This window comes from Enterococcus sp. 3G6_DIV0642 (assembly GCF_002140635.1).
Taxonomy (GTDB): Bacteria; Bacillota; Bacilli; order Lactobacillales; family Enterococcaceae; genus Enterococcus_D; species Enterococcus_D casseliflavus.
In genome coordinates this window covers 599,324-611,847 of sequence record NZ_NGLH01000001.1, presented here as the reverse complement: position 1 = coordinate 611,847, position 12,524 = coordinate 599,324, and the positions used below count along the sequence as shown (strand labels likewise).

Annotated in this window: 13 protein-coding genes; 6 read left to right on the top strand and 7 right to left on the bottom strand. The window is 42.9% G+C overall.

What is annotated here, in order from left to right; genetic code table 11:
- Positions 1–6 precede the first annotated feature (6 nt).
- Positions 7–435 (bottom strand): effector binding domain-containing protein, encoded by a 429-nt coding sequence (locus A5878_RS02975; RefSeq protein WP_086294561.1) that lies wholly within the window; start codon positions 433–435, stop codon positions 7–9.
- A gap of 93 nt (positions 436–528) precedes the next feature.
- Between A5878_RS02975 and A5878_RS02970 the strand changes: the two genes are divergently transcribed.
- From A5878_RS02970 to A5878_RS02945, 6 genes are all read left to right on the top strand, one after another.
- The gene (locus tag A5878_RS02970; protein ID WP_086294560.1) at positions 529–1,437 is read left to right on the top strand and encodes a YafY family protein; all 909 of its coding nucleotides are present in this window, start codon (positions 529–531) and stop codon (positions 1,435–1,437) included.
- Positions 1,438–1,478: 41 nt separating this feature from the next.
- Positions 1,479–1,997: a helicase gene (locus tag A5878_RS02965; RefSeq protein WP_306297920.1), complete on the top strand. Its 519-nt coding sequence runs from the start codon at positions 1,479–1,481 to the stop codon at positions 1,995–1,997.
- 99 nt (positions 1,998–2,096) lie between these two features.
- Positions 2,097–2,558: a GNAT family N-acetyltransferase gene (locus A5878_RS02960; RefSeq protein WP_086294558.1), complete on the top strand. Its 462-nt coding sequence runs from the start codon at positions 2,097–2,099 to the stop codon at positions 2,556–2,558.
- A gap of 61 nt (positions 2,559–2,619) precedes the next feature.
- Complete coding sequence (locus A5878_RS02955; protein ID WP_086294557.1) at positions 2,620–2,973, top strand: DUF3784 domain-containing protein; 354 nt, start codon at positions 2,620–2,622, stop codon at positions 2,971–2,973.
- A gap of 316 nt (positions 2,974–3,289) precedes the next feature.
- A complete protein-coding gene (locus tag A5878_RS02950; RefSeq protein ID WP_086294556.1) occupies positions 3,290–3,781 on the top strand; it encodes a PH domain-containing protein in 492 nt (163 codons plus the stop codon).
- Entirely contained in the window at positions 3,771–5,237 is a 1,467-nt protein-coding gene (locus tag A5878_RS02945) for a PH domain-containing protein (RefSeq protein ID WP_086294555.1), read from the top strand. The genes A5878_RS02950 and A5878_RS02945 overlap by 11 nt, the downstream gene beginning before the upstream one ends.
- 114 nt (positions 5,238–5,351) lie before the next feature.
- On the opposite strand, the gene A5878_RS02940 is transcribed toward A5878_RS02945, so the two are convergent.
- The 6 genes from A5878_RS02940 to A5878_RS02910 all read right to left on the bottom strand — a co-directional run bounded on the left by A5878_RS02940 (position 5,352) and on the right by A5878_RS02910 (position 12,522).
- Entirely contained in the window at positions 5,352–6,314 is a 963-nt protein-coding gene (locus A5878_RS02940; RefSeq protein WP_086294554.1) for a transketolase family protein, read from the bottom strand.
- A gap of 3 nt (positions 6,315–6,317) precedes the next feature.
- Positions 6,318–7,175, bottom strand: coding sequence for a transketolase (locus A5878_RS02935; RefSeq protein ID WP_086294553.1), 858 nt, complete (start codon positions 7,173–7,175; stop codon positions 6,318–6,320).
- A 22-nt stretch (positions 7,176–7,197) separates the two neighbouring features.
- Entirely contained in the window at positions 7,198–8,562 is a 1,365-nt protein-coding gene (locus tag A5878_RS02930; protein WP_005232062.1) for a PTS ascorbate transporter subunit IIC, read from the bottom strand.
- Between the two features lie 16 nt (positions 8,563–8,578).
- Complete coding sequence (locus A5878_RS02925) at positions 8,579–8,860, bottom strand: PTS sugar transporter subunit IIB (RefSeq protein WP_005227537.1); 282 nt, start codon at positions 8,858–8,860, stop codon at positions 8,579–8,581.
- Positions 8,857–10,896, bottom strand: coding sequence for a BglG family transcription antiterminator (locus A5878_RS02920; protein ID WP_086294552.1), 2,040 nt, complete (start codon positions 10,894–10,896; stop codon positions 8,857–8,859). Before A5878_RS02920 ends, A5878_RS02925 begins: the two co-directional genes overlap by 4 nt.
- Before the next feature lie 363 nt (positions 10,897–11,259).
- Positions 11,260–12,522 (bottom strand): PTS sugar transporter subunit IIC, encoded by a 1,263-nt coding sequence (locus tag A5878_RS02910; RefSeq protein ID WP_086294551.1) that lies wholly within the window; start codon positions 12,520–12,522, stop codon positions 11,260–11,262.
- Positions 12,523–12,524 lie beyond the last annotated feature (2 nt).

Below are 12,524 nucleotides of genomic sequence, written 5' to 3'. Positions count from 1 at the left end.
TCCTATTCAGGAAAATAGCTGCTCTTTGTCGCTTTCAGCAATGGCGATAAAAATCGTTACTTCGCCGTCTGGCGCATATTGTTCAAAATCAAAGGAATACTTGCGCTGCAGCTGCTGGTTTTCTTCCTCAGACCAGATTTGACGCCAAGTAGTCAAAATGCCCTGCGCATCGCGCCGATCGATCGGATACTTTTTCCAAGTATATTTTTCTGTATCAAAGTCTGCTTGCTCCGTTTCTTCGAAACAAAGCGAAACGGCATAGTCTCCTTGATAGTTTGACTCATACTCGTGGTAAACGCAAGCGATGACCATTCCTTTTTCTGCGGCTTTCTTGACCGCCTCGCTGTTTTTCTCCCATAAGCCAGTGATTTTTGCTTGAATCGCTGGATCAGTAAAATTATTGGTTCTTTCCGTTGCCATTATCGAAAATTTCATTGGAGTTCCTCCTTCTTTGTCTTTATGATACGATAGAAACCTAGACACCTTCTGTCAGTGTTTTATCATCTTTTTATAAAAGGAGTAACCCCAGTGAGCACGACACGCCTGTTCGGCCTTATCTACCACCTGTTGAATCATGAAAAAGCAACCACTTCTGAATTAGCCAAACAATTTGAAGTCTCGACTCGCACCATCACCAGAGATATCAATACCCTAAGCAGTATTGGCGTGCCCATCTATACCGAAACGGGTCGAAATGGCGGCGTTTATTTGTTAAGCAGTTTTGTGTTGGATAAAGTGTTATTATCAGAGGAAGAACGGAAAAACCTGCTTTTGGCGTTGAAAGGGATTCGCCAGCTGACGCCACAGATCAGTGGGCAATCGCTGGCAAAACTGCAATCCTTGTTTAAACAGCCCGATGCTGATTGGCTAGAAGTGGATTTTTCCACTTGGCATCGGCGAGAAAACGGCAACGACACGTTTAATTTATTAAAAAAGAGTATTTTAACAAACCACGTGATCACCTTTGACTATGTCAGTAAACAGGGACTGCAAAAACGCATCTGCCAGCCTTATAAACTGCTTTTTCGCTCGCAAGCTTGGTATCTGCAAGCCTTCGACCAGCAAAAGAATGCCTTTCGGACATTTAAAATCAGCCGCATGAGTCAAGTCCACGTCACTGACCAGCATTTTTTCCCAGTCACTGCGCCTGATTCTGCCATTGAGTTGACTGTTGACACCTATCCTGCGCGTCTATTCTTTCAAGCCGACGTTCTTTATCGGGTATATGATGAGTTCGATCATCAGGATATTACTTTGACGGAGGAAGGCACTGCTGTCGTTACCGTTGATTTGCCCGAGGAAAGCTGGGTAGTGCCCTATTTGTTCTCTTTTGGAAAAAGCCTACGCATTTTAAGTCCCCCTCGACTAAAGAATCGTTACCAAGAAGAAGTTGCTGCGATTTATGCCAATTTGTCTGAGAACGAGGGTGCGAATTGATTTTTTTAAGAAAAGGATCCCTATTGAAAGGAGTGTTTGATTTGAAGGAAGTGATCGTACAGTATGGCGGGGTTTCGCTAAACCGCCTTTGCCAGCAGTTGGAAGAAAATCAGATTCACTTAAACGCGTATGCTAACCAGCTCTTGCGCCATCCCCAGCTCTCCTTCAGTACCGATAAACAGCGTGCTGCTTGTGTGATTGTTCCCCTTAAAGAACTGGGACTCCCCCAAGGCGGCTCTTTGACGGAGATTTTTGCAGCTGCGCCTTCTTATGGATTGACTTGTTGTACCCTGGAAATGGCCTTACACTTTCGTCTTAGCTATCGCCAACTGGCAAATAGTACCGGACTGAAATCCCAAGGAAAAGCGCCAGCTGCCGCAATCACGATCGCTTCTGTGCCTTTGGAAAAAACCGACGATTTCCCCAAAGGATTCTACGTTCGCCGCATCGATGGGGTTGACTGGCTACGAGGCTATACTTGCGATGCACGCCACCAGTTTGCCCCGGATGACCTGTTTTTGTTTCAACGACGAGACCCGCTGCCAGAGCGCCTCAGCTGAAGGGGAAACAAACCGTTTCATATCAAATGTCCTTGTTTCTCATTTCCTACAATCATTCTGTAGGGTAAGAAGAGCCGAAAAGGACAAAAGGAGAAATAGATGAACTTAATCCCAATGAAAGACAGCGACTATGCTGCCTACTTAACCAATGCAGTTTTCAAATACGCCAATGACAAAGTCCAAGCAGGCACATGGGCCAAAGACGAGGCCCTCGCTCTAGCCAAAGAAAGCTTTGCTTCTTTACTTCCTCAAGGGACTGCCACCGAAAACAATCACTTGTTTTCTTTATTTGCAGCTGATTTTAATGAACCGATCGGGGTGATTTGGGTCAACACAGCTGCCCAGAAAGCCTTCATCTATGACTTTATCATCGAGGAAGACCAGCGAGGAAAAGGCTATGGCACCAAAGCGTTACAGGCTTTGGAAAAGTGGGCGATCCAGCAAGGCATCACCGAAATCGGCTTGCACGTTTTTGCCCATAATCAGTCTGCGTATCAGCTATACAAAAAAATGGGCTATTTGGAAACAGATATTACGATGGTTCGACGTTTAGCTGATTAACTGATGTTGAAACACGAAACCTAACGATCGTTCTTGAACGATAAGAAAGGAGTGAGGAAACTTGTATTGGTTGATTTATCTTTTGGTCGTTGCATTTGCTCTCGGATGCTTTTTGTGTAGTGTTCAGTTTCGCAAACAAAAATGGGGCTTCTTGATAGCTGGATACAATGATTTGACTGAAAACCAAAAAGCACAAGCAGATAGTCAGGCAATCTCAAAATCAATGAGCAAATGCACCTTTTGGACAGGTGTTTATGTTTTGTCTTTGGGTCTTGTGCTCTACCTGCTGCTTGAAGAAATCGGTGATTCGTCAATAATTAGGATAGTATGTGCCCTCCTTACCTTGCTTTTTGTTCTCTTCATTTTCAATGAAGTCCGAAAAAATCGTTCGTACTATTCGATAAATAAAGACTGAGATAAAGAGAGAATTTCTCGTTTTACTCATAAGGTATTTCTAAGCGATCACTGTAATCCAAGTTTTTTTAACCAATGATTGGTTGTTTTAAACGAAAGCATCTGAATGTGATCCCCCTAGGACCGTCATCTAAGACGGTTTTTTTTTTAGGTTATTAGACGACAGTTCTTCCTTGTTTTATAAGAAGATTTCTCACATATCTTTTCGCAATCGAGCCAGCTGTCCTTTCTGAATTCTCCCTTGCCTCTTGTTTTTCTTACACTGCACCATTATATTTATACTTATTAGACATTTTTTTATAGAGAGGACGTTTCCCTTGGATTATCCCTTATTAAATGAACAAATGCCTCAGACCATCATCCGTGTTTGGCGGTTGCGGACAATTACTTCACTAATCATTTTCAGTTTACTTTTCGCTGCTTCTTTTTGGTTTTTATCCATGCAAAACTGGCTTCATTTCTGGGTGTTCGCCCTTTGGTCAAGCTTATTGGCGCTGACTTTGATCAGCCATCTGCTTTCTTTTGTGCTAATGAACTACCGTTACAAATTCCATCGCTACGAGATCCAAGAAAAGGATATCGCTATTCAACGTGGCTATCTATTTCGCAGCACCACGTATATTCCGATCCGTCGAATCCAGCACATCGAAACGGACCAAGGGATCTTTTTGCGAAAATACGCTTTAGTCTCCTTACAGATCCATACGGCTGCCACCAACCACACCATTGAAGGCTTGCCAGTGGCACAAGCCGAACGCTTGCGAGAAACCATCATGAATTTAGTCGAGGTGGTCAAAGATGATCTATGAAAAACAACGACTGCCGTTGCTGTGTATCGGTCTTTATTGGTTCAAAAATTGCAAAAATTTTCTGGTACTAGCATTTCTGCTTGTATTCAAATTATTCAACGACGCCCCTTCTTTTCCGATGATTCTGGGCGGCATTCTGCTATTTTTACTGGTCTGTCTGATTTTTGCGGTACTGTCTTACGTCCGCTTTACCTTTCAAATCGATCAAACGAGTGTACTAGTCAACAAAGGACTCTTTATCCAAAAACAAACGATTTTGCCATTTGAACGCATCCAAACGATTCAAGAGAATCATTACTTTTATTTACGTCCGTTTAAACTAGCTGAAGTGAAGTTGGAAAGCGCCGCAAGTTCGAGTGGCGAAGCCGAAATTCTTTTCCCCGCATTGCCGCTGGCTCTCATTGCCTCTATCGAAGCGTCAAAAAAGGCGGCTGCGACACCACAACAGCCGACTGCCCAAACAACTAGTAGAGAAGAACCAACCGACGATTACGCTGCGTTTTCAGCTGAGAAGTCAGCCAAGCCGCCGCTAGAAACATTCACTTTGAAATTCAAGGAGATTTTCTTGTTTTCTCTCACTGATTTTTCTGTTTTCACCTTGGTTCTAGTCATCGGCTACAACGTGATCGACAACATTCCCAATCTCTTTGCCTATGCATCGGAATTGCAGCAACTTGGCCTTTTATTAGGTGCTGCAATTTTACTCGGGCTGCTGATTTTGTTTTTCTTCCTTGCGATCGCCAGAAATCTTTTCCGTTATTATGGCTTTACGGTGGAAACGAACCAACAACAGCTGCTGATCACGCAGGGCTTGTTTTCTAAACGACACCAAACGATTCCCCTCGCTAGGATCCAAGGGCTGAGTGTCGAACAAAACCTTTATCGAAGAATCTTTCATCTAAGCTCCGTCAAATTACTGCTGGCTGCTGGCAGTTCGTCAGAAAGCGATGATACGGTCTATCTGTTCCCCATTTTGAAAGAGGCGCAGCTGACCGAAACATTGACCCGCTTTTTACCCGAATGGTCGTTTCAACAAACCGCTCTAGTGAAAAATCCACGACCCAACTTTTGGTACTTCTGCCGTTGGCCGCTGCTGATCGGACTGCTTGCTGTAGGAATCTCTGCCTTCTTTTTCTGGTGGTTAGCGCTGATTTTCTTCGTGTTCTTTGGCTCCTTCGTGTTATCAAGCATCTGGCGAGGCAAAATACAAGGCTATCAATTTTTAGATAACCACGTATTGTTGTGCCAAACGATCCGCGGTCTTACGAAGGTGACCGCTTATCTGAAGAAAAATAAAATCCAAGATTTCACTGTCACCACCACGCATTGGCAGCACAAAAGAGGGCTTGGCAAGTCACAGCTAACCATCAAAACCGAAGATACTCTCACCGAAAGTAAGCTGTTCTATTTTCCATTAACCGAAGCAGAAAACTTACGGCGCTGGTTTTTGTCTTAGTTCATAAAAAAGCGTCAAACAGCAGGACTGACACGCTGTTTGACGCTTTTTTTACAAGATCTGAAAGGAATGAAAAGGAAGCATCAACCATTGATTCGCTGATGCTTCCTTTTTCTATCCCTTGACCTTCCCCTCGACTATTTGCTGCTTGATTGAAGCAGCATCTAAGCCATATTCTTTTTGCAGGAAATCGGGTGTGCCGACTTGACCGAATCGTTCGTTGACACCAATACGTTTTAAGGGGACAGCACTGCCTGTTTCAGCAAGCACTTCGGCGACGGCACTTCCTAGTCCACCGGTAATAGAATGATTTTCGATGGTGATGACTTGCCGTTTCCCCTGAACTTCGCGGAGGATCAATTCTTTATCGATTGGTTTGATGGTAAACATGTCGATCACTTCGCAGCTAATTCCTATTTCTGCTAATTCTTCTGCCACTTGCAGTGTTTCAGAAACCAATTGTCCGCTAGCAATCAACAACAGTTCATCGCCTGGTCTTAAAATATTGCCTTTTCCTAGTTCAAAGGTCGAGCCTTTTTCATAAATCATCGGAACCGCTTTCCGATTGCCTCGTACGTAATGAATGCCTGATAATTGGCTAAAGGTTTTTATGATCCACGCCATTTGGACTTCATCCGCTGCATCGCAGACGATCGATTGGGGAATCATTCGCATCAAAGCCACATCTTCCCATGTCGTATGGGTGCCGCCGTTGTGCCCGACTGCAAACCCTGGATCAGAACCGTAAATATTGATCGTATTGCCGCCATAGCCGCCAGAAATAAACAGCTGATCGAATACCCGACGCGTTGCAAATGGCCCAAAGGTGTGGATAAAAGGTGTATAACCAGTTAAACTCAAGCCAGCCGCGACACCAACCATATTGGCTTCCGCGATCCCCATGTTGATAAAGCGTTGGGGATGTTTGTTGGCAATCGCTGTCCAGCCGCTGGCAGAACCAAGGTCGGCATCTAACGCAACTAGCTGGTTATTTTCATCCATGAGTTCCACCAATGTGTCAACGACACAAGTTCGCAGCTCTTTACCAGCAGCAGTGGTTTTGCTTAATGTAAACATGCCTTAGCGTCCTCCTTCGATTTTTATCGTCAATTCTTTGATTGCCGCTTCTGCCGCTTGATTGATCTCATCCGTGATAAACTTCACGGAGTGATTGGCATCTAGTTCTTCAAAGAAAGGAACGCCTTGTCCTTTCACGCTGTCCAAGACAATGCAAACCGCTTGGTCTTCGATTGCTTTGCAGCGCTCGATTGCCTCATCAATGGCTTGCATGTCTGCCCCTGGAACTTTTTCTGTATAAAAGCCAAAAGCAGTCATCTTCTGCTGGATATCAAAGGGATCAAGAATGTCTTTGGTTGGCCCATCTAGCTGTTTTTTGTTGTCATCAATAATGACGATACAGTGATTCAGTTTAAAGTGGGCAATGTATTGGAAGGCTTCCCAGCACTGTCCTTCATTTAGTTCACCATCTCCAACGATCAAATAAACAAAATTGTCCTTGCCTGCCAAGCGCAGGCCTGTCGCGATCCCAGCAGCCATGGAAGTTCCCTGCCCCAGTGAACCTGTGGTGGCATCAACCCCTGGCGTTTTCCAGCGATCCGGATGGGAAGGCAGTCTCGTGCCGCCCTCATTGATCGTCCATAACCACGACCGATCAAAATAGCCCGTATTTGCTAATGCACTATACAAGGCGGCGCCAGCATGCCCTTTTGACAAGACGAGTCGGTCACGATCCGCCCACTGTGGATCTTGTGGATTGATTCGCAGCTGTTTGCCGTACAAAACGGCCAATAATTCAACAATTGAAAAGGAGCCGCCCAGATGGCCTTGTCCCATTTTCTTGATGCTGCAAAGGGTATCTAAACGAATCTTTGCCGCTAATTCTTCAAGCTCGTGGTATTTTTGTTCACTGATTGCCACTATTTATCCCTCCATCCTCTATTTATTCAGAAACAGATTTTGCCCGACTGTTTTTCTTGAAAATCGTCAATCCGATCAAGACCGCGACTACCGCAATTATCCCTGAGAAGATGGCGATTTGACCGCCCATATTGGCTAGGTTTCCTAGGAAGATCCCTGCAACCCCATAGTCGGTATCAGAGAAAGTTGATCCTTGGAACCCAAGATCCCCCATGACTGGCATCAACAAGATCGGCATAAAGCTGATAATGATCCCATGAATAAAGGACCCAATGACGGCGCCTCGCACACCACCCGTTGCATTGCCGTAAACACCTGCCGTTGCGCCACAGAAGAAATGGGGTACGACCCCTGGAATAATAACGGTTGTTCCTGTGAAGACCATGATGATCAAACTAACGATCCCACCGACAAAACTGGTTAGAAAACCAATCAGAACAGCATTTGGCGCATAAGGAAAGACGATTGGACAATCCAATGCAGGAATCGCATTAGGAACAAGCTTTTCAGAAATCCCTTTAAAGGCTGGTACGATTTCTGCCAAAATCAAACGGACACCAGCTAAAATCACAAAGACACCAGCGGCAAACGAACCTGCTTGCTGCAACGAATAAATGATCGAGTTCGTGCCATTGCTAAGATTTTCCGTAATAAATTCACTCCCAGCAAAAATTGCTACGATCACGTATACAACCGCCATCGTAATCGTGATACTAACAGTAGAATCCCGCAAGAAAGACAGGCCTTTCGGAAAATTGATGTCTTCGGTAGATTTTTCCTTATTGCCGACGTATTTCCCAATCAACCCGCTCAATGCGTAGCCGAAGTTTCCCGTATGCCCTAATGCGACGGAATCATTTTTGGTAATTTCTCGGGTAAACGGCTGTGCGATCGCTGGAAAAATCGTGTTACAGATCCCTAACGCTAAGCCGCCAAATAAAACTAGATTAAAGGTGTTCATTCCAGTAACGCTCAAAATCACCGCAATCATGCAAGCCATATACAACGTGGCATGCCCAGTCAAATAAATGTATTTAAAGCGAGTGATACGGGCAATCAAAATATTGAAGGCCATTCCTGCTAACATAATAAGTGCGGTATAGGTGCCGTAAGTCGTCAACGCTAACGCAACGATCGCTTCGTTATTCGGTACGACCCCTTGCATGTTAAAGGCTGCTTGGAACATCTCCCCAAATGGCGCCAGAGAGCTTTCGATCACCCCAGCCCCGGCAGTGACCACGAGAAACCCAACAAAGGTTTTGATCCCCCCTTTGACGATCGTGGCAATGTCTTTTTTCTGCAGCACATTACCCAAAACGGCGATCAGCGCAACTAAGATCGCTGGGGTACTCGCGATATCAACAAGAATATCTAAAAATTCGTTCATGACTGTCTACTCCTTTTTATAGTAATCCTTTTTCCTGACAAACGGCTTGAACCTTTTGCTTCAATTCATCGAGATCGATAATACTGTCTAAAACTACGATCTCACCTAGATGCTGCGCACTATCGGCTAAATCGCCGCCAACGAAGAAAACATCCGCCATATCGGGTGCAGCACTTCCTAAATCATAATGGGACACTTCCACGCCTGAGACACCCAGTTCATTTAAAACAGAATTGATATTCATCTCCACCATAAAACTTGATCCTAATCCTGACCCACACACTGCTGCAAATTTCATTTTTCATCTTCTCCTTCTCTAATCACTTCAATTATTTGATCCGCATTGGTTGCGGAAAGTAACGCAGTTAGTTTTTCATTATTCGACAAAATTTTAGTTAAACTCGCTAACGCTTTTAGATGGAGTTCATTGTCAACCGCCGCCAAACATATAAACACGTGAATGGGGTGTTGCGGATCATCATTCAAAAGCACTGGTTCTTTGACTTTTAATAACGACATCCCGATGGCATTGACCCCATCTTCTGGACGTGCATGAGGCAAAGCGATGCCTTTTCCAATATGGATAAAAGGACCGTGATCCACCACTTTATTGATCATGGCGGTAATATACTGCTCCTCAATTTTATTGGTCTTTTTTAATGGCGCAGCAGCTTCTCGAATGGCTTCTTGCCAAGTCAGCGGCACCTCGGTAAATTGGATGGTTTCTGCTGTTAATAAATCTGATAACATCGGACGTTGGTCTTCCCTTCTATTCAATTCTCGATTGATTTTTCTTTGCAAAATTTTTCTCAGCTTTTGCTTACTGATTCCTGCTTTTAAATCAACATAGGGCAAAATCACTTCTAACACATCGTCAATGGAATGCAATCCAGTTTTTGAAGGGAAAAATGCCGCTTGTACGTTTTTAACCAGTTCATCCTTCTCAATGGGTGTCATAATCGGATTGATCACATAACAGGGTCGTTTGGTTTTGATCGACGCACTGGAAAAAATCAGATCAATCTCTTCATTAAACCGAACATTTTCATACTCTTCGATCGAACGAGCCGGCAAAAAATGGATCTGGGGAAACAGTTCCTTTAATTCTGATTCCAAAATCAAGGATGAACTGATGCCACTGGGACAAACGACTAATGCATTCAGTTGGAAGTAATCACGTTTGGCCTTTTGTTTACTGATTTCTCCACCAAACAAAATCGTAAAATAACCGATTTCTTCATCAGGGATCGTGCCGACTAGGTCTTCTAAAGAACCCAGTGCTCGTCTCGTCAGTTCAAACAACTCATTGTATTGCAGCTTGATTTCTTCAATCAGTACATTCTCCAGTGGAAAACCGTAGCGGATTCGAAAATACGCTGGGACAAGATGATAGAATGTGTTCATCAAAAGGGTGCGATAGTCCACAAACTCGATAGCTGCCAGCCGTTCCATTTCATGAATGATCTTACTGGCACATTCCAATAAAAACTCTAATGAAGTATCTTCGATATCTCCTTGCAGAATCGTTTTCAACAGGATCGTTACATAAAGTTCTTCTGTTTTCCGATCTTTGATGTCAGGAAATTCTGCTAAAAACTGCTGACTGACTTGATGGACATGCAGCGACTGGAGCAGCGGTATTTCTGTCTCCGCTAAAGAAACAGCCGTTTCTGCCATCCGAAAGGATAGATAATTAAGAAAATAAAGCATTTCTTCGAAGCGACTCGGAACGATCACCAGATTGAAATCAGTCAGTGTTGCGGACAAACGATCTCTGATTTGAACATAGATCGTTTTATCCTGCTCATAGATTCCCTCAAATAAGAGCAAGTTCCCGTTTTTCGTATTGGATAACGTGCTGACCTTTCGAAAGGCAAGAGCGCGAATCTGATATTCCTCTCCCTCTAGATAAAAGCCATATTTTCGAGAGTACAATAGTTGAATCTTGAAAGCTGCAAGTTCCTCTCTGATCCCCTTTACATCCTTCAAAATCGTATTTTTACTGACATAGAACAGCTCTTGAAACTGATAGACGGATAAATCTTTCACTGCTGAAAAAGTCAGAAGATAAATCATGGACCGCCGCTCTTCTTCCGAAAAAAACAACGTATTCTTCTGGACATCGAAAAGAATTTCCGGCCATTTTCGTTGAATCAGTGAAGGAATCAAAACTTCTCCCTCATGAATCATGATTCGTTGATTCAACCGCTGTTCAGTGATTTGATTGATTTTGGCAATCTCCGCCAAAAATTCCTCATCCCTCCACTTCGTCAAATCAAGAAACGCCTCAACATTTGGTTCTGAAAACAGATACGTCAATTTGAAATGAATCATATTTGCTACCCCCACCTAAACTATAGCTTGCACAAAATGAAATCGCCATCATTTCTCGGTACAACTGAAACTTCGTTTTTTTTTAACGATGGACCGAAGAGGTGATTTCAAGGATTACCATAACATCCAATATAGTATCCGAGAAGGTTTTGTTGATAGAAACAAATGGATAAAAAATACAACATTAAAAAAAGCGAATCATTTACTGATTCGCTTAGATACTGATGCTATTTGTTGTTTTATTATTGAAACTATCAGAATCATTAAAAGCAATCGTCATTTTTCCAATATACTTTTTTAAAGTTATTTTCTGATACCTAAAAGACTTATCTTAATGAATGATGGAAAATAAGCTTTTTCTATCTACTCACTTATACTAACAGGAATCGTTGTTTCCGTTTCCTGTGTCTTTGCGGCTTCGTTTTTTACTTGCTGCTTTTCCAATATTTTGAAAAATGGCATATAAATAAAATATGAGATAGCAATTGATACAACAGACCAAACAGCTGCTCCAATACTACCATTAGTAGCTAAATAAGGACCAATAATAGGAGGAATAGTCCATGGAACTTGAATAACAATCGGTCCTACTATACCAATATTCATTAGGATATACGTACCGATACATAGGACCATAGGCGTTGCTATAAAGGGAATAAGCATTACAGGATTCATCACAATAGGCAAACCAAAAATAACCGGTTCATTGATACAAAAAATAGCTGACGGCAATGATAATCGTCCAATCGACTTATACATCTTACTTCTGGAATGGAGCATATTTAACACTAGACCTAGTGTTGCTCCAGTTCCGCCTAAACACATAAAGACAATCCAAAATCCATCGGCAAAAACATGAGGAACTTCTACACCACTTTGAAAAGCTGCCGTATTATCAGCAAGATAACTTAGGAAAACAGGGGTCGCAATTCCAGACAAAACATTGTCTCCGTGGATTCCACATATCCATAGCAAACAAACGAGAAGTGTGTATAGCAGCATGCCTGGGAGTGTTCCCATCCCTTGCATTAAAGGTTGGAAAACAATAGTAATGATTTCATTGATATCAACCCCTAATAAAGTTCTGACGATCCATATAACGGTCAGAATAAATGCTCCTGGGATTAACGTTGCAAAAGAAGTTGCTACAGTGGGCGGCACACCTTCTGGCATTTTTATTACAATATTATGAGTGACAAACCATTTAAAAGCATGAGTGACAAATACCCCAACAATGATCGCGGTAAACATACCACTAGCACCAAAATTAGCCAAATTTATCGTCCAGTCATCGTTTAATGTTGCTAGAAGAAAGCCGATAGTTGTGAGCATCGAATTAGAAATAGCATCAACACCAAACTCTTTTCCTAAATGATAGCCTATGCCAATTGCAGATATCAGTCCAAGGATTCCGAACGTAACATTGACTGGTGCATTCAACTGCGGCCCCCAATTTGACACAAAATCCATCCATGACTGTATTGGAAAGTTACCAATGATTAGGAAGATACTTCCAACAATAGTAAAAGGAATCGTCATGGAAATCCCATTTCTTATAGCAACTAAGTGTTTACTATTGCCTATTTTCAGCAATATAGGCAATATCTTGTTCTCAATGACCTGCATCT

Coding starts and splice junctions, on each gene's coding strand:
- A5878_RS02975 (WP_086294561.1), bottom strand. CDS start 435: ATGAAATTTTCGATAATGGCAACGGAAAGAACCAATAATTTTACTGAT.
- A5878_RS02960 (WP_086294558.1), top strand. CDS start 2,097: ATGAACTTAATCCCAATGAAAGACAGCGACTATGCTGCCTACTTAACC.
- A5878_RS02945 (WP_086294555.1), top strand. CDS start 3,771: ATGATCTATGAAAAACAACGACTGCCGTTGCTGTGTATCGGTCTTTAT.
- A5878_RS02940 (WP_086294554.1), bottom strand. CDS start 6,314: ATGTTTACATTAAGCAAAACCACTGCTGCTGGTAAAGAGCTGCGAACT.
- A5878_RS02930 (WP_005232062.1), bottom strand. CDS start 8,562: ATGAACGAATTTTTAGATATTCTTGTTGATATCGCGAGTACCCCAGCG.
- A5878_RS02925 (WP_005227537.1), bottom strand. CDS start 8,860: ATGAAATTTGCAGCAGTGTGTGGGTCAGGATTAGGATCAAGTTTTATG.
- A5878_RS02920 (WP_086294552.1), bottom strand. CDS start 10,896: ATGATTCATTTCAAATTGACGTATCTGTTTTCAGAACCAAATGTTGAG.
- A5878_RS02910 (WP_086294551.1), bottom strand. CDS start 12,522: ATGCAGGTCATTGAGAACAAGATATTGCCTATATTGCTGAAAATAGGC.